The organism is Kibdelosporangium persicum (genome assembly GCF_013280595.1).
Lineage (GTDB): Bacteria > Actinomycetota > Actinomycetes > Mycobacteriales > Pseudonocardiaceae > Kibdelosporangium > Kibdelosporangium persicum.
The window spans coordinates 18,479-37,303 of the sequence record NZ_JAAATY010000020.1 but is presented as its reverse complement, the minus strand read 5'-3'; the positions used below and the strand labels follow the sequence as shown (position 1 = coordinate 37,303).

Below are 18,825 nucleotides of genomic sequence, written 5' to 3'. Positions count from 1 at the left end.
TGAAGGTGCCCTTCGCACGCGGGTCCTACTTGTCGCCGCCGCCCGGCTTGAGGCCGTCGAAGATGCGCTTGCACTCCGGGCAGACCGGCGAGCCCGGCTTCGGCGACCGGGTCACCGGGAACACTTCGCCGCAGAGCGCGACCACCACGGTGCCCATCACGGCACTCTCGGCGATCTTGTTCTTCTGCACGTAGTGGAACATCTTCGGCGTGTCGTCACCGGTCGAGTCCCTGGTGTCGACGTCAGGCAGCGTCTGGGTGGAGGTACTCACGGCACCAATTCTGCATCAAACCCGGCCGAACCCTGGTTAGATGCGCGCATGTTCTCCAAGGTGCTGGCGAGTTTCGGGCAGGGCGGTGCCAAGGTCGACGCGCAGCTGCTCGACCGCAGCGTCCGGCCGGGCGGCCCGTTGCGCGGGCAGATCGTGCTGATCGGCGGCCAGGTCGACCAGGAAGTCCAGGGCCTGGGCGTGACCCTGCTCGCCCGCGTCGAGCACAGCGACGAGCGCGGCGCGGTCTCGCTGGTGGACATGCCGTTCCAGAACACCAACCTGGCGAGCAACGCGGTCGTGCGCGCGGGCCAGCAGCTGACCGTGCCGTTCGAGGTGCACCTGCCGTGGGAAACGCCGATCACGACCGTGCTCGGCAAGCACCTGTCCGGCATGGCCATCGGTCTGCAGACCCAGCTCGACCTGGGCGGGTCCGTGGTCGACCCGCAGGACATCGACGCGGTCGCGATCGAGCCGCTGCCCGCCCAGCACCGGATCCTGGACGCGTTCAGCCGCCTGGGCTTCCAGTTCCGGGCCGGTGGCCTGGAGAAGAACAAGGTCACCGGGCTGGACCAGCAGCTGCCGTTCTACCAGGAGGTCCGCTTCGCCCCGAGCCCCGCCTTCGGGCAGGCGTTCTTCGAGGTCGCGGTCACGTTCCTGGCGTCGTCCGCCGGGATGCAGGTGGTGCTGGACGTGCAGAAGAAGGTCCGGGTCGGCAAGGGCAGCGGCCTCGGCCCGCAGGGACGGCCGTTCATCGGCGCGTTCCCCGTGGACTACGCCCGGCTCGGCGCGACGAACTGGGAGCAGCAGATCGAGGGCTGGCTGCGCGAAGTCGCCCGGCCCCGCGCCATCTTCGACTGAGCCTTGACCGAATCGGCACCGCCTGGCGCCGGGTGTTGCCCTTCCGGGCTGACGCAAGTGGACCTTTGGGCGTCCTGCCGTAAAGAATGCGACCGTGACCGGTATCGCCATCGCTGATGAAGTACGCGCCGCCCTCGCGGCTGGCCAGGCCGTCGTGGCCCTGGAAAGCACCATCCTCTCGCACGGTCTGCCGCCCGGCCGCAACCGCAAGGTGGCCGAGCGGCTCGAAGCCGTGGTGCGGGAGGCGGGCGCGGTGCCGGCGACGATCGCGGTCCTGGACGGCACGATTCAGGTCGGCCTGTCCGAGGACCAGCTGGACCGGGTGTGCGCGCCCGGCTCCGGGCTGGTGAAGCTGTCCCGGCGTGATCTCGGCCCGGCGATGGCGCTCAAGCAGGACGGCGCCACCACGGTCGCGAGCACGGCCGCGATCGCGCACGAGGCAGGCATCGGTGTGTTCGGCACGGGCGGGCTGGGGGGCGTGCACCTGCCGCTTCCCGGCAGGCACACCTCGTGGGACGTGTCGGCCGACCTCGACGCCCTCGCCGAGATCCCGATCCTGGTCGTGTCGTCCGGGGTGAAGTCCGTCCTGGACATCGAGGCGACGCTGGAGCTGCTGGAGACCCGCTCGGTGCCGGTCATCGGCTACCAGACCGACCACTTCCCCGCGTTCTACCTGCGCGAATCCGCGTTCAAGGTGGCGTGGCGGGTGGAGAACCCACAGCAGGCCGCGGCCGTCGTGGCCGCGCACCGGCAGGCACCGGGCCAGTCCGGTGTGCTGCTGGCCAACCCGGTCCCGCCGGAGTACGAGATGGACCGTGAGCTGCACGACCGGCTGCTGGCCGAAGGCCTCAAGCGGCTCGACGAGCAGGGCGTGCAGGGCAGGGACGTCACGCCGGTGCTGCTCGAGCACTTCCACACGGCGAGTGGCGGCACCAGCCTGGACGTCAACGAGGCGCTGGTGGTGTCCAACGTCACCCTGGCCGCCCAGGTCGCCGCGGACTTGGCCGCCCGGTGACGATCCTGGTGGTCGGGGACGCCGGCCTCGACGTGATGGTGTTACCGGCCAGCGAGGTCGTCTACGGCGGCGACACCTCCGCCCAGGTCCGGGTCACGATGGGCGGCGCGGGCGCGAACACCGCGACGTGGCTGGCCAACCAGGGCGCGGACGTCGTGCTGGTGGGCCGGATCGGTGACGACATGGCCGGCCGTCAGGTGCTGGCCAACCTCGCGTCCGCCGGTGTGCGGTGCGAACTCACGGTCGACCCGAGCGCGTCGACGTGCTGCGTGGTGATCATGGTCGACCAGACCGGCCAGCGCACGATGCTGCCGGACCACGGTGCCGGTGCCTGGCTGCAGCCCGACGACCTGCGGCCGGAGCTGCTCAGGGCGGCTCGGCACCTGCACCTGTCGGGATACGTCCTGCTCGACCCGGCGTCCCGGGACGCCGGCCTGGCGATGCTGAAAGCCGCCCGGGACAACGGGCTGACCACGTCGGTCGATCCGCAATCCGCCGCGCTCATCCCCGACCCCGGCGCGTTCCTCGACTGGATCAAGGGCGTGGACCTGTTGCTGCCCAACGAGGACGAGCTCGCGCACCTGTCGGCCGGGCACGACCTGCTCGACTACGTCGGCGCGGTCGCGGCCACCGCCGGAGCGAAGGGTGCCGGCTGGACCGACCGTGCCGGAACGATCAGCGTCCCGGCCGAACCGGTGTCCTGTATGGACTCCACCGGCGCCGGGGACGCCTTCAACGCCGGTTTCCTGGCCGCGTGGCTGGCCGGTGAGACACCGGAGGCGGCCCTGCGGTGCGGCGTCAGCGCGGCGACCAAGGTGGTCACCGGGATCGGCGCCATCCCGCAGTGACCGTCAGCCGGTGGCTTATCCCTCGATGACGTGGTGGTTCGAGCGCTCGGCCAGCTGGGCGCTCGGCTCACCCTGACGCCGCCGGTAACGGCTGACGCGCTCGCTCCGGCGCGGCGGGCGGTCGTTGGCAATCAGCACGGCCGCCCAGGGCAGCGGGATCGACAGCACCAGGAACAGCAGGGCCAGCCACCACGTCTGGATGAAGATGAGCGCCAGGAACAGGCAGGGCAGCCGCAGGCTCATCATGATCAGGTACTTGCGTTTGCGGGCCGCGTGCTGGTCATCGAACGACGGGGCAGCCTCGGTGATGAGAACCGGGGTGTCGTCTTCCTTGGGGTTGTTCACGACACCACCTCCATAGTCATTCTCCCACCTTAGACCCGAGGCGACAGGTTGCCCGCGCCGTGGAAGTATTCCGTCGTGGCCGATGATCTTTCGCCAGAGTTCTGTTCCGCTTTGCGGAACGCCTTCGAGCGCGCCGGCTACGACGCTGACGGAGTCCTGCGGCTGATCGGGGAGTCCGCGCACGCCGCGCTCGGCCGCGGCGAGCCGGAGCCCGCCCGTCGCGCGACCAGGGACGGCGCCGAACTGGGCACGCTGATCAGGCTTTTCCTGCTCGGTGACGAACTGCCCGAGCGCGAGGTCCGGGGCGTGCTGCCGTGGCCGGAGTCGATCTCGACCGGGCTTGTCCGCGTGGACGGCGACCGGGTGCGCGCCGGGCTGGACGTCCGCCCGTACGGCGACGACCAGGGCTCGTGGTGGGTGTTCGCGGACCTGGATTCCGACCAGTTGGGCGCCGAGGTGCCGGTGGACCACGTCCTCGGTGTCGGTCACGCCTCATTGAGCCTGGCTCGCGCGACCGTCCGCCGTCCGGTCGGCACGGTTCTCGATCTTGGTACGGGTTGTGGCGTCCAGGCGTTGCACGCCAGCAGGCACGCGCGCGGCATCACCGCGACCGACCTGTCCGAGCGCGCGCTGAAACTCGCGAACGGGACATTCCGGATCAACGGGCTGACCGTGGAAACCAAGCAGGGCAAGTGGTTCGAGCCGGTCGCCGGCCGCCGCTTCGACCAAGTGGTGTGCAATCCGCCGTTCGTCGTCGGGCCGTCCCGGGTCGACTACACCTACCGGGACTCCGGGCTGGCCGGTGACGACGCGAGCGCGCTCGTCGTCGCCGCACTGCCGGAATACCTGACGCGCGGCGGCGTGGGTCAGCTGCTGGCGTCGTGGCTGCATCTGCCCGGCCAGGACTGGCAGGAACGCGTCACCTCGTGGCTGCCGGGCGGGGTGGACGCGTGGTTCGTGCAACGCGATGTCGCCGACCCGGACCTCTACGTCGGCACCTGGTTGCGTGACGCCGGTATCGATCCGCGGTCGGCGGAGGGGTCGGCGCGTGCTTCGGCGTGGCTGGACTGGTTCGCCGAGTACAAGGTCGCCGGAGTCGGCTTCGGGTTCGTCACCCTGCGCCGCACCGACGGCGAGCCGCGGATCATCTGCGAGGACCTGCGGCACGCGTTCGACGACCCGCTCGGCCAGGAGGCGGCGGGCTGGTTGGACCGGATCGACTGGCTGCGTGCGCATTCGTCACCCGACGCGCTGCTTCGAGCGCACTTGAAGGTGGCCGATTCGGTTGTCCTCGAAGAGGTTTCGGCACCGGGTGACGAAGGCTGGGAAGCGGTCGTGCGGCGCCTGCACCGGACCGACGGACCCGGGTGGCAGCACGAGATCGACGAGCTCGTGCGCGCGTTGTTGGCAGGCTGTCGCGGTCTGTTGCCGTTGGGGGACTTGTTGGAACTGCTCGCCGCGGCACACGGCGTACCGACGGACGCACTCGTCGTGGCCGCGCTGCCGCTGGTCGACGAGCTTGTCCGGCACGGGATGCTGGTGCCGGCGTGAGAGCCGTCGTCGCCCGTGTGCGCAGCGCCTCGGTGACTGTGGACAGTCGGGTCGTCGGGGCGATCGACGCGGGCCTGTTGGTATTACTCGGCGTGCATACGGACGACACGCGCGAAAAGGCGGCCGTCATGGCCCGGAAACTGTACGAGCTTCGCATTCTTCGTGACGAGGAGTCGTGCGCCACCTCCGGCGCGCCACTGCTTGTGGTCAGCCAGTTCACCCTCTACGGGGAAACCCGTAAGGGTCGGCGCCCGTCGTGGATCAACGCCGCCCGCCCCGAGCAGGCCGAACCCCTTGTCGGAGCGGTCGTCGACGAGCTGCGCCATCGGGGAGCCCACGTGGAAACGGGCGAATTCGGGGCCATGATGGAAGTAACGAGCGTGAACGACGGTCCGTTCACCGTCCTGGTGGAAATCTAAGGATTTTCTCAGCCACTGTGGACAGTGGCCCCTTCTCAGGAATATCTCAGCATCCGCCGCGCAACCGGTTGGCCGGTTCTCACGTCATCCAGTTTGAGAAAGCGGGAACGAATCTCGATCGGCTCACGTTTTCTCTAGTGTCCAACCAACGGGCGGCACGGTCCCAGACGGACCAACGGTTCGCCTGTCCGCGACACGAACCACCGCCAGCCCGAGACAGGGGGAGGGAGAGTCAGATGACCGTCCCGCAGACTCTTGACCGCGAGGTTCCCGAAGCCGCCGAACTCGATCTCGACGCACAGGGTCCCGCGGCCGACCTGGTCCGCGTGTACCTCAACGGGATCGGCAAGACCGCGCTGCTGACCGCCGCCGAAGAGGTCGAACTGGCCAAGCGGATCGAAGCAGGCGTGTTCGCCCAGCACATGCTGGAGACCAACCCGCAGCTTCCGGCGCAGCGCAGGATGGACCTCAAGTCGCTGATCCGCGACGGGCACGTGGCCAAGAACCACCTGCTCGAAGCCAACCTGCGACTGGTCGTCTCGCTGGCCAAGCGCTACACCGGGCGCGGCATGCCGCTGCTCGACCTGATCCAGGAGGGGAACCTGGGTCTGATCCGCGCGGTCGAGAAGTTCGACTACACCAAGGGGTTCAAGTTCTCCACGTACGCCACGTGGTGGATCCGGCAGGCCATCACCAGGGGCATGGCCGACCAGGGGCGCACCATCCGGCTGCCCGTCCACCTGGTGGAACAGGTGAACAAGCTGGCGCGGATCAAGCGCGACCTGCACCAGCAGCTCGGCCGTGAGGCCACCCACGAGGAACTGGCCAAGGAGTCCGGCCTGAGTGTCGGCAAGGTCATCGACCTGCTCGACCACGCCCGTGACCCGGTCAGCCTGGACATGCCGGTCGGAGCCGAGGAAGACGCGCCGCTGGGCGACTTCATCGAGGACTCCGAGGCGACCGACGCCGAGGGCGCGGTCATCTCCGGCCTGTTGCAGGACGACCTGCGCCGGGTGCTGGCCACGCTCGACGAGCGCGAGCAGCACGTGATCCGTCTTCGCTACGGCATCGACGACGGCCAGCCCAGGACCCTCGACCAGATCGGCAAGCGCTTCGGGCTCTCCCGTGAACGCGTGCGCCAGATCGAGCGTGAGGTCATGTCGAAGCTCCGTCAGGGCGAGCGCGCCGAGAAGCTCCGGGCGTACGCGAGCTAGGACGAAGTGATGCAGGTCACCCGAACGGCACTGTTGCGGCGTGAGGAACGTCACGATACTTAGGCGGGCAAACCGAAGACTACGCAGTGCATGCGTCAAGTGACGACATGTGACTGCTTACCCCGGGAGGTCGCGGCGGTCGGGGGCTGGCGCGGCCTTCCGATATGTCCGGGGAAAGGTGCTCCACCACCTCGCGCTGACGCGCGGTCTGGGGCTCCTTGGGCTTGGTCGGGTGCTGTGGGGATCTGGGGTCGGCTCCGCACGTCACGGATGACGGATCACAGGGGTGCGATTCGTCATCCCGTGACGGGCGGTCCATGCACGCATGAGGCTGGTACACGGCAGACATCACATCCAGTGCTCCCGCGCGGTTCGGTAACGTCACGACCAGTTCCCGACCCGCGCGCAAAGGAGCCCGCGTGACCACCACCTCGTTCCAGTACACCGACGTGCTCCCGCTCGCCCCCGACACCACCACCGAGTACCGGCTGGTGACCCCGGAGGGTGTGCGTCTGATCGAAGCAGCGGGCCGCCAGTTCCTCGAGGTCGACCCGGACGTGCTGACCCTGCTGGCCAAGGAGGCCATCAAGGACATCCAGCACCTGCTCCGCCCGTCGCACCTGGCTCAGCTGCGCGCGATCGTCGACGACCCCGAGGCCTCGGGCAACGACCGCTTCGTCGCGATGGACCTGCTGCGCAACGCGTGCATCTCCGCGGGCGGCGTGCTGCCGATGTGCCAGGACACCGGTACGGCGATCGTGATCGGCAAGCGCACGGAAGGCGTGCTCACCGGCGGCACGGACGAGCAGGCGTTGTCGCTGGGGGTTTTCGAGGCGTACCAGCAGCTCAACCTGCGGTACTCACAGATGTCCCCGGTGACGTTCTGGGACGAGCGCAACACCGGCACGAACCTGCCCGCGCAGGTCGAGCTGTACACCGCGCCGGGCACGGACCCGCGCTACGACTTCCTGTTCATGGCCAAGGGCGGCGGCAGCGCCAACAAGACGTTCCTGTACCAGGAGACCAAGGCCGTCCTGAATCCCAACCGGCTGGCCAAGTTCCTCGACGAGAAGCTGCGCAGCCTCGGCACCGCCGCGTGCCCGCCGTACCACCTGGCGATCGTGGTCGGCGGCCTGTCCGCGGAGCACAACCTGAAGGTCGCCAAGCTCGCCTCCGCGCGGTACCTGGACAACCTGCCGCGGGAGGGATCCACGCTGGGGCACGGGTTCCGGGACGTCGACCTGGAGCAGCAGGTGCTGGAGATGACCCGGCAGTTCGGCATCGGCGCGCAGTTCGGCGGCAAGTACTTCTGCCATGACGTGCGCGTGATCCGGCTGCCCCGGCACGGCGCGTCCTGCCCGGTCGGCATCGCGGTGTCCTGCTCGGCCGACCGCCAGGCCAAGGCCAAGATCACCCCGGACGGCGTGTTCATCGAGCAGCTGGAGCGCGACCCGGCGCAGTACCTGCCGGAGGTGCACGACGAGGACCTGTCCGAGGAAGTCGTGCGGATCGACCTCACCCGGCCGATGGCCGAGATCCGCGAGACGCTGTCCAAACTCCCTGTCAAGACAAGGCTTTCACTGACCGGCCCGCTCGTGGTCGCCCGGGACATCGCGCACGCGAAGATCAAGGAGCGCCTCGACGCGGGCGAGCCGATGCCGCAGTACATGAAGGACCACCCGGTGTACTACGCCGGCCCGGCCAAGACGCCCGAGGGGTACGCGTCCGGTTCGTTCGGCCCGACCACCGCGGGCCGGATGGACTCCTATGTGGCGCAGTTCCAGGCCGCGGGTGGCTCGCTTGTCATGCTGGCCAAGGGAAACCGGTCGCGTCAGGTGACTGACGCGTGCCAGTCGCACGGCGGCTTCTACCTCGGCTCGATCGGCGGCCCGGCCGCCCGGCTGGCCCAGGACTGCATCCGCAAGGTCGACGTGCTGGAGTACCCGGAGCTCGGCATGGAAGCCGTGTGGAAGATCGAGGTCGAGGACTTCCCCGCGTTCATCGTGGTGGACGACAAGGGCAACGACTTCTTCGCCGAGACCTCGGCGCCGACGCTGCAGATCAGCTTCCGCAAGTAGGCCCGCCCGGCACGGCGTGTCCACCTTTCCGGCACCATGAAATTCCCTCGCGGGACAGCACCCGGTGCGCGAACATGGTGCCGGAAAGTGGCTTTCGGGGTGCTGGAAAGGTGGACACGCGGGTGATCGTCGTGCCGGAGGCGTTGGCCGAGTCCCTTCGGGACAACTTTCCCGGGGAATGGCTCGCCGGGCTTCCCGGCCTGGCCGAGCGGACGCTCGACCACTGGCGGCTCACCCTCGACGGGAAGCCCATGCACGGCATGGCTTCCCTCGTTCTGCCCGTGACGACCGCGGACGGTGTGCGGGCGGCGCTGAAGCTCCAGCCGGTGGACTGGGAGCACGAGAGCGAGCCGGTCGGGCTGAGGATCTGGGACGGCGACGGCATCGTCCGCCTGCTCGACCACGACCAGGACACCGGCGCGATGCTGCTGGAGCGCCTGGACGAGAACCGTCCACTGTCGACGATGCCGGACGACTTCGCCGCCACCGAGATCCTCGCCGGACTGCTCGCACGGCTCACCAAGGTGCCCGGACCGCGGAACATCCGGCACCTCGAGGACATCGCCACCGGAATGGTCGCGGACACGCCGCAAGCCATCCTCGAACTGTCCGATCCGGACGAACAGAGGCTGCTGAAGGACTGGGCCGCGGCGGTTTCCGAGCTGCTCGACGAGCCCGGTGACCGGCTGCTGCACTGGGATCTGCACTACGACAACGTGTTGGCGGCCGATCGTGAGCCGTGGCTGGCGATCGACCCGAAGCCGCTCGTCGGCGACCCCGGGTTCGACCTGATGCCCGCGCTGGACAACCGGTGGGACGAGATCGTGGCCACCGGTGACGTCACCAAGGCCGTGCTGCGGCGCTTCGACCTGATGACGGAGGTTCTCGGGCTCGACCGGCAGCGCGCGGCCGGGTGGACAGTCGCCCGCGCGCTGCAGAACTCGTTGTGGGACATCCAGGACGGTGCGCACGCCCTGCAGCCGATGCAGGTCGCGATCGCGAAAGCCGTTACTTCTCCTCGAAGATGATGTCCTCCGGCGGCACCGTCAGCCGCACGGTGTCGTCGTCGATCACTTCGACGATCGTGTCGAAGCTCGTCCAGTGCCCGGTGGACAGGACGAACAGCCGGTCGTCCTTCTGGTCGAGGAAGTCCAGGAACCCGCCGAGCGACAGGTCGCCGTCGTTCAACGCCAGGTAGTCCGCCAGGCGCCGGAACAACTTCGGCATGATCACCAGGTCCTCGGCCAGCGACCGCTCCCGCACGATCTTGCCGCCGCTCTGCGTGACGTCCTTGGGCCACAGGCCCAGCTGGCCGTCCCGGGCGGCCCTCGCCGCCTCGGCCATCGTCGCCCGCAGGTCCGGGAACAGCTTGAGGTAGAAGGTCGGATACGCCAGCCCGCGCGCGAGCTGGTGGTAGTTCACGGTCCGCTGCACCATCGGCACGTCGACGTGAACGCGAGTACCGCTCTTGCCCGGAGCCTCCCCTTTGCCCGCGAACGCGACACAGCGGCCGTAGACGTCCGCGGTCCGGGTGAGGATGTACCCGGGTGCCTGCAGCGGTTCGCTGGCCGTGACCGTGCCGTCCTTCTCCCGGCGGACGACGTCGGTGAACCCCAGGAAGTCCAGCAGTTCGGCGGACGCCGCGTCGGCGAACCGCGGCGGCTGGTGGGTTTCGCCGTCCTCGGTCCGGAAATGGGTTTCCAGCGCGTCGATGCCGTCCAGCCGTAACTGGGCACCTCCGCTCTTGTTGCGGCGCACCTTGCGCCCGCCTTCGACCTTGTCCCAGTCGTCGAGGTTGTTCGGGTAGAACCGGACTGAGTCGCCGTCCGGCCGCGCCCCGACGATCCGGAAAGTGCCTTCGATCACCAACATGGCCATGGTGCCGCTCTCCCTCGGCTGATACGCCCCTTCAACCGGGGTATCGCCGAACAGGCAGAACAGTTAGGGCACTAACCCGAATGCAGTAGAACCAAGCCCAAAAGGGCAGTGTTCAATTGTCCTCGCTCCGCTCGGACGGGCTTGGTCGCCAAGCCGGTCATTTCCACCCCGCCCCACGCAGCCGACACCGCGCAGTGCTCACTTGCCGCCGTGGCTGGGGCGGCGTCGGGCGTGTTGCGAGGCGTAAACGACCAGCGCGACCAAGCCGATGCCCGGCCGACGGGGCACATCGACCGGGCACCTTGTTCGGAGAGAGTCAGACCTTGCGTTGCTGGTAGTCCAGGATGACCGGGCGCTCGGCCAGCGGCGCGTTGAGGTTCACGGTGAACACCGGGTAGCGGATGTCCATCGTGCACATCTGCTCGGTCGCGGGCATCGTCTCGACGAGGGTCAGCACGACCTTGTCCGTGCTCTGCTCACCGATCTCGACGCTGGCTCTGCTGCAACCGCCTTCCTGCGCGGTGACGCCGACACGTGTGCCGTCCCCCTCGGTCCACACCTTTCTGGGGTAGCCCTCGGGGAGTTTGGCCGCGTCGAGCTTGGTCACCAGCTTGGCCCCGGCAGGCTGCTCACCGGGCAGCTGCGGGTCAGACGGCGGAATGGTTTCGCTCGGCAGATCCGAAGCCGACGGTGGTGGAGCGGAGCCAGTCTGCGTCTGAGCACCGCAGGCGGCACTCAGCGCAAGCAGAACACTGGCTCCGACTGTCGCTAGGTGTCTCATGCACCAAGGACGGAACCACCCACGGGTCAGGTTGCACGCAAAGCGTCGACGGCCTCACGGATCGCGGTCAGCCGGTCCCCGGACGCGAGTCCGGCGTGGTAGAGGTGGAATTCCTCGACGCCTTCCCCGGCCAGAGCCCGCATCTCGGCGAGCATCGCCGCGCCGTCGACCGGCTTCGGCGGCAGCGCCAGCACGTAACCGGCGATCCGCGTGTCCGGGGCCATCGCGCGCAGCGCCCGAATGTTCGGGGTACTGGCCGAAGGCCCTGGCCAGGCCATCGCGACCAGCGCGTCCACCTCGACGCCCAGCTCGGGCGCGACCGTGGCGAACGGCCCGGTCGCCCACGGGTCGGCGTTCGCGTGCACGATCACCCGGGCCGACGGCGCCAGGTCCCTGATCCGGTTCACCAGAAGTTTCCGCAGGTCACCGGCCACGTTCGCGCGCACCGAAGCGATGGACGCATCCAGCGGCATCTCGTCCGGCTCACCGGCGTCGACAGCCGCCCTGACCTGCGACCGCAGCGCGTCGGCGTCCGGATACCTGGCCGAACACCCCGCGCAGAAGCACACGGACATGAGCTTCTGCCGGACCGGGCCCCAGTCGGCGCCGTCGGTCTTCTCGTGGTGGCCGCCGTGCACGAACCCGAGCGCGCCGCACGCCTCGAGGATGATCCCGTCCGGCGAGGCCAGCTCGATGATCTCCTCGACCAGCGTCAGGCAGTACTCGACCACATCCGGGTTGGACGGGCACAGCGCATACGGGTACCGGTCGCCGAAAGCGTTGACCACGGTCAGGTCCGGGTGCAGGTCGCCGAGGCGGCTGGAGTGCGTCAGCACGGTCCACGCGTACACCGGCAGGCCCGCGGCCTTCAGCGCGTCACGCGCCGACCGGTACGAGTCCGGCGCGACCCACGACGGCTCGGCGGGCCGCAATCGCTTGCCCTGCCACGCTTCCTCGCGGACCGGCAGGTAGAACGCCGCGTGCCGGGCGTCGATCAGCCGGTGTTCCGGGTGAAGCGGCGTCGCGGCCCGCACCGTGTGGTACGAGGCCGCCAGCGCGACCGCGTCCACACCGAGCTCCGCGTACCGCGCGGCAGCACCAGGGTCACCGACAACGTCCCACGGGTAAACGTGTGCGACGGTAGTTACCAACGAGGACGCCTCTTCTCGTACTCGGGGTTGAACTTCTGCATGTACCCGGTGTCGTCGCGCTTGACGATGCCACACGTGCGGTAGTTCTCGGCCAGCCGCGCGAGCACGTCCCGGTCCAGCTCGACGCCCAGACCGGGACCGGACGGCACGGTCAGCGAACCGTCCTTGAAGGACAGGACTCCCGGGACCACGACGTCGTCCGCGGCGTTCCACGGGTAGTGCGTGTCGCACGCGTACGTCAGGTTCGGCGTGGCCGCGGCCAGGTGCGTCATCGCCGCCAGGCTGATGCCCAGGTGCGAGTTGGAGTGCATGGACAGGCCGATGCCGAACGTCTCGCAGATCGCCGCGAGCTTGGCCGACCGGGTCAGCCCACCCCAGTAGTGGTGGTCGGACAGGATGACCTGGACGGCGTCCTGCTCGACCGCGGGCGCCAGGTGCTCGAACGAGACCACGCACATGTTGGTGGCCAACGGCATCGGGGCGGACCTGGCGACCTCGGCCATGCCTTCGATCTCCGGCGACGGGTCCTCCAGGTACTCGACGATGCCGTCCAGTTCCCGGGCGACCTTGATGCCGGTCTCCGGGTGCCACGCGGCGTTCGGGTCGAGCCGCAGCGGGGTGCCGGGGAACGCCTCCCGCAGCGCCTTGATCGCCTCGACCTCCTGATCCGGCGCGAAGACACCGCCCTTGAGCTTGATCGACTTGAAGCCGTACTGGTCGATCAGCTGCTTGGCCTGCGCGACCACGCCCGCGGGGTCGAGCGCGGCACCCCACTGGTCCGGCTCCTCGTCGCCGAGCTTCGCGGACGGATGGCCGGCCCACTTGTAGAAAAGGTAAGCGCTGTAGGGAATCTCGGTCCGCACGGCACCGCCGAGCAGGTCGACGACGGGACGGCCGACCGCCTTTCCCTGGATGTCCAGGCAGGCGACCTCGAACGGCGAGTACACCCGGTCGACCGTGCCCGGCGCGGAGAACTTGCCGGTCAGTCCGTGCGTGTCGAAGCCGGTCACGCCGTGCAGCGCCGCGGCGACCCGCTGGTGCATCGGGCCGAGCGCGAACGCGTCCAGCCCGATCAGCGACGGGACGACCTGTCGCAGGCGCTCGATGTGCGCGATGTCGCCGTACGTCTCGCCGAGGCCGGAGATCCCCTCGTCGGTGTGCACCTCGACGATCGTGCGCAGCGCCCACGGCTCGTGCACACCGGCGGAGTTCAGCAGGGGCGGATCACGAAAGGCAACGGGGGTAAGGACTATCTCGGTTATCTTCACGTGTTCAGTCCTCCAGGGCGGCCCGGCCGGCGGCGATGATCCGGTCCAGTTCCGCCAGGTGCTCGGGCGAGGGGTCGACCAGCGGCGGGCGGACGCCGCCGACGTCCAGCCCGCTCTTCACCACCGCGGCCTTCACCAGGGACACCGCGTAGCCGGGCACCTTGTCGCGCAGTTCGACCAGCGGCAGGTAGAAGTCCGTCAGCAGGCGGTTGGTCCTCGCGGTGTCGCCGGAGGTCACGGCGTGGTAGAAGCCCAGCGAGATGTCCGGCGCGAAGCAGAACACCGCCGAGGAGTACAGCTCCACGCCGATGCCGCGGTACGCGGGCACGGTCAGTTCCGCGGTGGGCAGCCCGTTGAAGAACTGGAACGGTTTGTCCACCTGCGACCGGACGGCCAGCACGACGCGCTGCATCTGGTCGATGTCACCCAGCCCGTCCTTGAGGCCGACGACGTTGGGCAGGCAGGCAACCTGTACGGCCGACTCCGGGGTGAACACAGCATTGTTACGTTGGTAGACGATCGTGGGAAGGTTGCCTACCTGGCTCACCTCCTCGACGTACCGGACCAGACCGGCCGGCGGCGAGGAAACCAAGTACGGCGGCAGCAACAGCACGCCGTCGGCGCCCGCCGACTTCGCCGCCGCCGCATACCTTTTCGCGATCGGCAGTGGTCCGCCCGCGCCCGCGAACACAGGCACACGGCCCGCGGTGGCCTCCACCGCGATCCGGACGACCTGGTCGAACTCGGCCACGTCCAGTGCGTTGAACTCACCGGTCCCGCACGCCACGAACACCCCGCCAGGACCGGCGGCGACGCCGTGCTTGACGTGCTCGGCCAGCACGTCCACGGCGACTTCCCCGGCGGCATCGAAGGGGGTCACCGGGAAGAACAGCACTCCATCCAGTTGCATACTGACCTCAATCTCGACCGGCGATCAACCCTTGACCGCACCTGTGGTTATCCCACGCAGGAACGACTTCTGCAGCGACAGGTACACGATCAGGCTGGGTACCAGCGCCAGCAGCGCGCCTGCCAGCACGATGCCCGGCCCCACCTCGATGTCCGACCGCAGATCCGCCAGCGCGACGGTCAGCGTGTAGTCGGCGGGGTCGTTGGCCACGATCCTGGGCAGCAGGTACTGGTCCCAGATCATGGTGAAACCGAACACCGCGATCACGGCCAGCGCCGGACGGCAGAGCGGCAGGATGATCCGCGCGAAGACCCGCAGCTCCCCCGCGCCGTCCACTCTGGCCGCCTCCTCCAGCTCGACCGGGATCTCCTTCATGAACTCCGTCATCACGAAGATGGAGAACCCCCAGGCACCGAGGGGCAGGATGACCCCGAGCAGGGTCCCCCTCAGGTTGAGCTGGAGCACCGGCAGGTCACCGATCACCAGCGACAGCGGGATCGCGATGACCTCCTCCGGCAGCATCATCGTCGTCAGGATCAGCAGCAGGATGATCGCCTGGCCGCGGAACTTCTTGCGTGCCATGGCATACGCCGCGAACACACTGACCAGCAGCTGCAGCAGCAACGCGCCGCCTGCGATGAACAACGAGTTGGCGAAGTAGGTCCAGATGTTCTTGGCGGCCGCTTCCTCGTAGTTCTGCAGAGTCGGGTTGCCGGGCAGGACGGACAGCTGCGTCGGGTCCCGGTTGACGTCGAACGCACCGGAGAACACCGTGATCAACGGTCCGGTGAAGATCAGGACGGCCAGGGTGCACAGCACGATCCGGATCGCCCGGCTGGCGTAGGCGTTGCGCGCGGTCGACCAGCCGAGCGCGGTGTCCAGCCGTGAGGAGACCCCTGGCTTGCGCCGGGTCCTGACCGGAGCGGTCCCCGTGGACGTCGTCACCGGGCCTCCCTTGCTCGCCGCCAGACCTGCACGATCACTGTGAGCAGGAACGTCACCAGGAACAGCATGACGGACGCCGCCGAGGCCACACCTATGTCGTTCTTCTCGAAACCACGGGAGAACACCGTGGTCATCCACACCGACGTCGCACCGGCCGGGCCACCGCCGGTCAGCACGTACACCTCGGTGAACACCCGCAGACCGCGGATCGCCGCCAGCGTCAGCAGAATCGTGATCACCGGGCGCAACGCGGGCAGCGTGACGTACCACAGCCGCTGGAACACGGTGGTGCCGTCGAGGGCGGAGGCCTCGTACTGCTCACGGTCGATCCCGGCCAGACCGGCGAGGATCAGCACCATGTCGTAGGGCGCGTGCTTCCAGATCCCGACCATCATCACCGAGGTCAGCGCGGTGTCCGGGTGGTCGAGGAACGTCGACGGCCCGGCACCTACCCACGAGAGCACCTCGTTGAGGAAACCGTTGGGGTCCGGGAAGTACAGCACCCGCCAGATCTCACCGACGACCGCGGTCGCCGCGACCACCGGCAGGAACACGGCGGAGCGCACGAACCACAGCGACTTGGCCTGGCCCTCCAGCAGCAGCGCGAGGAAGAAGCCGACGACCATCGAGCCGAACGTCTGGCCGAACGCCAGGACCACCGTGTGGTACGCGGCTTCCTGGAACGCGGTGTCGTCCAGCACGGCCGCGTAGTTGTCCATCCCGACGAAGATGTCGCCGAGGAACGGCTGCACCTTGTAAAGGCTCAGCCGGATGCCCTCGGCCATCGGGATGAACTTGAAGTAGAGGAACAACAGCAGCGCGGGAGCCAGGAACGCCCACGGGATCAGGGACCGGCCCCAGTGGCGGCGCCGCCTGGGCGCGGTGATACCGCCGTCCCGGGCGGACCTGGTCGCGCCCGGGACAGCGGTGGCTTCGCGGCCTGTGATGCCGATCGTCACTGCTTGATGCCTTGCGTCGACAGTTCCTTGGTCAGCTCACCGGCCAGCTTGCCCAGCTCGGCCCTGGTGTCGGTGGTGCACGTGAAAATCTTGTTCAGCGACTCCGAGGTCTTCTGCCGGAACGGCTGGAAGTTCGGCACCGCCGGGAACGGACGGCCGGCCGACTCGTAGACCTGCTTGGTGGTGTCCCAGCGCGGGTCGTTCAGCACGGTCTTGACGTCGACGTTCTTGTTCACCGGCAACCGGACCACCGGGGTCTCGCCCGCCTGCACCTTCATGCCCATCTGCTGGACTTCCGGCGTCAGCATGAACTCGACCAGTTTCTTCTGGCCCGCGGGGTTGGGCGAACCGGCCATGATGTACATGTCCTCGCCCTCGCCGAGCACGGTGTCGCCGCCCGGGCCCCTGGGCGCGGGGATGACCTCGTACTTGTCCTTGCCGAGGTTCTTGTCGAACCGGCTGAACATGTACGGGCCGGTGGTGTAGATGCCGACCTTGCCGGTCTCGAACAGCGGGTGCGCGTCGTTGGTCGTGAGCGTCAGCGCGTTCGGGTTCATCACCTTGCTGTCGCAGAACAGGCCGCGGATCCACTCGACCGACCGCTGGCTCTCCGGCGAGTCGATGGCGACCTGGAACTTGCCGTTGCCGCTGTCCTTCAGCACGTCGCCGCCGCCCTGCCAGAGGAAGTTCGACGCCCACCACAAGGTGTAGCCGCGGTCGGTGGTCGCCGGGGCGAGGATGCCGTACGTGTCGGCCTGGCCGTTGCCGTCCGGGTCCTGCGAGGTGAAGGCCTTGGCCAGGTCCAGCAGCTGCTCGTGGGTGGCCGGCACGGGCTTGCCCAGCTTCTCCCGCCAGTCCTTGCGGATCAGCGTCACGGTGGCCTGAGTGGACCACGGCACCGCGTGGAACTTGCCGTCCGAGGTTCTGGCGTTGCCCCAGGCCCGCTCGCTCACGTCGGCGGCGCCCGCGAGGGAGGCACGGTCGACCTCGCCGACCAGGCCCTGCTGGGTGAACACGCCGAGCGAGCCGGTGTCGGTGATGACCAGATCCGGCAGGTCCTTGTTGGCGGCCCGCTGCTGGATCTGCTTGTCGAAGTCGTTGAAGACGGCCTTGTACTCGACCTTCTGGCCGGTCTTCTTGGTGAACTCCTCGAATATCCTCGTGTAAACCTTTGCAGCCGAATCCTGGCTGCGGGTCCAGACCTCGAGCGGAGCGTTCGGATCGCCCTGCGGGGCGGAGGGAGACGTCGACGTGCCACATCCGGCGGCCACCGCGGCGCACACCGCGACGAGCGCAGGGGCTACGACGGCGGTCTTCCGGCCGCGTGACCTGACAGACGATCTGAGAGACGGGCGCGAGACTGCGTTGTCCGGCATTGGACCACTCCGACCTACCGAGGGGCACTTTTCACATATGCGAAGTCCGGTCGTACTTGTGAACCCGCGTCCGGGACTGTAAGAATCGAGCGCGACTACTGTCAAGGACGTGTGACGGGGTTGTTGCCGAAGGAGGACCCGCGTGGCGGTCGAACAAGCCCGTGAACCAGCCGGTCAGCCCACCCGCCCGGCCGCCGTGAAGTCGGCCGACCGGACGGTGGAGCTGCTCGAGGCGCTCGCGTCCTCGGAGCGCAGGCTGACGCTGACCGAGCTGCATCACGAGCTGAGCTATCCGAAGTCCAGCCTGTACATGCTGTTGCAGACACTGGTGGCGCGCGGCTGGGTGGAGATGGAACCCGCCAGCGGCACCTACGGCATCGGCGTGCGGGCACTGCTCGTCGGTACGTCCTATTTGGACCACGACCCGGTCGTGCAGGTGGCCATCCGGGTGATGGAGCACGTGCGCCGCGAGGTCAACGAAACGGTCCACCTGGCTCGGCTGGACGGCGCCGACGTGGTCTACCTGGCCAGCCGGGAGTCGGAGCACCACCTGCGCGTGGTCTCCCGCGTGGGCCGCAGGCTGCCCGCGCACTCCACCTCGCTCGGCAAGGCGCTGCTGGCCGAACGCCCGGCGGCGGAAGTCGACTCCATCCTGCCGGAGAAACTGACCTCGTTGACGCCGAACACCGTGGTCGACCGGGCCGCACTGCACGAGCAGCTGGCCAAGTTCCGGGTGGCCGGCTACGCGCACGAACGCGAGGAGAACACGCCGGGTCTCGGCTGTTTCGCCGTCGCGCTGCCCTACCGCAACCCGGTGATCGACGCGATCAGCTGCTCGGTGCCGTTGGGCAGGCTGGACACCGATCACGAGAACCAAGTGGTGACCGCGTTGCTGGAAGGCGCGAAGACGATCACCGAGCTGCTCCGCCAGTTCGGCCGCTGACCCCGCCGCCGCATG

19 protein-coding genes are annotated in these 18,825 nt (G+C 68.5%); 9 read left to right on the top strand and 10 right to left on the bottom strand.

What is annotated here, in order from left to right:
• Positions 1-25: 25 nt before the first annotated feature.
• Entirely contained in the window at positions 26-202 is a 177-nt protein-coding gene (locus tag GC106_RS29985) for a DUF3039 domain-containing protein (protein WP_173137808.1), read from the bottom strand.
• A 117-nt stretch (positions 203-319) separates the two neighbouring features.
• Here GC106_RS29985 and GC106_RS29980 point away from each other — a divergent pair, with 117 nt between their 5' ends.
• The 3 genes from GC106_RS29980 (at position 320) to GC106_RS29970 (ending at position 2,992) form a co-directional block, all read left to right on the top strand.
• Entirely contained in the window at positions 320-1,129 is an 810-nt protein-coding gene (locus tag GC106_RS29980) for a sporulation protein (RefSeq protein ID WP_173137590.1), read from the top strand.
• Positions 1,130-1,223: 94 nt separating this feature from the next.
• Positions 1,224-2,144, top strand: coding sequence for a pseudouridine-5'-phosphate glycosidase (locus GC106_RS29975; RefSeq protein ID WP_173137588.1), 921 nt, complete (start codon positions 1,224-1,226; stop codon positions 2,142-2,144).
• Positions 2,141-2,992 carry a carbohydrate kinase family protein gene (locus tag GC106_RS29970; protein ID WP_173137586.1) on the top strand — a complete coding sequence of 284 codons (852 nt, stop codon included), beginning with the start codon at positions 2,141-2,143 and terminating at the stop codon, positions 2,990-2,992. Before GC106_RS29975 ends, GC106_RS29970 begins: the two co-directional genes overlap by 4 nt.
• 15 nt (positions 2,993-3,007) lie before the next feature.
• On the opposite strand, the gene GC106_RS29965 is transcribed toward GC106_RS29970, so the two are convergent.
• Positions 3,008-3,337: a DUF3099 domain-containing protein gene (locus tag GC106_RS29965; protein WP_173137584.1), complete on the bottom strand. Its 330-nt coding sequence runs from the start codon at positions 3,335-3,337 to the stop codon at positions 3,008-3,010.
• A gap of 111 nt (positions 3,338-3,448) precedes the next feature.
• Here GC106_RS29965 and GC106_RS29960 point away from each other — a divergent pair, with 111 nt between their 5' ends.
• The 5 genes from GC106_RS29960 to GC106_RS29940 all read left to right on the top strand — a co-directional run bounded on the left by GC106_RS29960 (position 3,449) and on the right by GC106_RS29940 (position 9,627).
• A complete protein-coding gene (locus tag GC106_RS29960) occupies positions 3,449-4,888 on the top strand; it encodes a DUF7782 domain-containing protein (protein ID WP_246366976.1) in 1,440 nt (479 codons plus the stop codon).
• Positions 4,885-5,307, top strand: a complete 423-nt coding sequence (gene dtd / locus GC106_RS29955) for a D-aminoacyl-tRNA deacylase (RefSeq protein ID WP_173137580.1) — start codon at positions 4,885-4,887, stop codon at positions 5,305-5,307. The genes GC106_RS29960 and dtd overlap by 4 nt, the downstream gene beginning before the upstream one ends.
• Before the next feature lie 236 nt (positions 5,308-5,543).
• Complete coding sequence (locus GC106_RS29950) at positions 5,544-6,521, top strand: sigma-70 family RNA polymerase sigma factor (RefSeq protein WP_173137578.1); 978 nt, start codon at positions 5,544-5,546, stop codon at positions 6,519-6,521.
• Positions 6,522-6,940: 419 nt separating this feature from the next.
• Positions 6,941-8,599, top strand: a complete 1,659-nt coding sequence (locus GC106_RS29945; RefSeq protein WP_173137576.1) for a fumarate hydratase — start codon at positions 6,941-6,943, stop codon at positions 8,597-8,599.
• A 110-nt stretch (positions 8,600-8,709) separates the two neighbouring features.
• Positions 8,710-9,627, top strand: a complete 918-nt coding sequence (locus GC106_RS29940; RefSeq protein WP_312872954.1) for an aminoglycoside phosphotransferase family protein — start codon at positions 8,710-8,712, stop codon at positions 9,625-9,627.
• Here GC106_RS29940 and GC106_RS29935 read toward each other — a convergent pair.
• The 8 genes from GC106_RS29935 to GC106_RS29900 all read right to left on the bottom strand — a co-directional run bounded on the left by GC106_RS29935 (position 9,608) and on the right by GC106_RS29900 (position 17,774).
• Positions 9,608-10,477, bottom strand: a complete 870-nt coding sequence (locus GC106_RS29935) for a nuclease (RefSeq protein ID WP_173137573.1) — start codon at positions 10,475-10,477, stop codon at positions 9,608-9,610. The two genes, GC106_RS29940 and GC106_RS29935, sit on opposite strands and share 20 nt — an antisense overlap.
• 316 nt (positions 10,478-10,793) lie before the next feature.
• Entirely contained in the window at positions 10,794-11,258 is a 465-nt protein-coding gene (locus GC106_RS29930) for a hypothetical protein (protein ID WP_173137571.1), read from the bottom strand.
• Between the two features lie 26 nt (positions 11,259-11,284).
• Positions 11,285-12,409, bottom strand: a complete 1,125-nt coding sequence (locus GC106_RS29925; protein WP_173137569.1) for an alpha-amylase family protein — start codon at positions 12,407-12,409, stop codon at positions 11,285-11,287.
• On the bottom strand, positions 12,403-13,677 hold the full coding sequence (locus GC106_RS29920; protein WP_173137566.1) for a glucarate dehydratase family protein: 1,275 nt from the start codon (positions 13,675-13,677) through the stop codon (positions 12,403-12,405). The genes GC106_RS29925 and GC106_RS29920 overlap by 7 nt, the downstream gene beginning before the upstream one ends.
• A gap of 4 nt (positions 13,678-13,681) precedes the next feature.
• The gene (locus GC106_RS29915) at positions 13,682-14,587 is read right to left on the bottom strand and encodes a 5-dehydro-4-deoxyglucarate dehydratase (protein WP_173137564.1); all 906 of its coding nucleotides are present in this window, start codon (positions 14,585-14,587) and stop codon (positions 13,682-13,684) included.
• Positions 14,588-14,611: 24 nt separating this feature from the next.
• Positions 14,612-15,532 (bottom strand): carbohydrate ABC transporter permease, encoded by a 921-nt coding sequence (locus tag GC106_RS29910; protein WP_173137562.1) that lies wholly within the window; start codon positions 15,530-15,532, stop codon positions 14,612-14,614.
• A complete protein-coding gene (locus tag GC106_RS29905) occupies positions 15,529-16,491 on the bottom strand; it encodes a carbohydrate ABC transporter permease (RefSeq protein WP_217281156.1) in 963 nt (320 codons plus the stop codon). Before GC106_RS29905 ends, GC106_RS29910 begins: the two co-directional genes overlap by 4 nt.
• Positions 16,488-17,774 (bottom strand): ABC transporter substrate-binding protein, encoded by a 1,287-nt coding sequence (locus tag GC106_RS29900; RefSeq protein WP_217281155.1) that lies wholly within the window; start codon positions 17,772-17,774, stop codon positions 16,488-16,490. Before GC106_RS29900 ends, GC106_RS29905 begins: the two co-directional genes overlap by 4 nt.
• A gap of 235 nt (positions 17,775-18,009) precedes the next feature.
• Between GC106_RS29900 and GC106_RS29895 the strand changes: the two genes are divergently transcribed.
• On the top strand, positions 18,010-18,810 hold the full coding sequence (locus tag GC106_RS29895) for an IclR family transcriptional regulator (RefSeq protein WP_173137558.1): 801 nt from the start codon (positions 18,010-18,012) through the stop codon (positions 18,808-18,810).
• Positions 18,811-18,825: the final 15 nt, after the last annotated feature.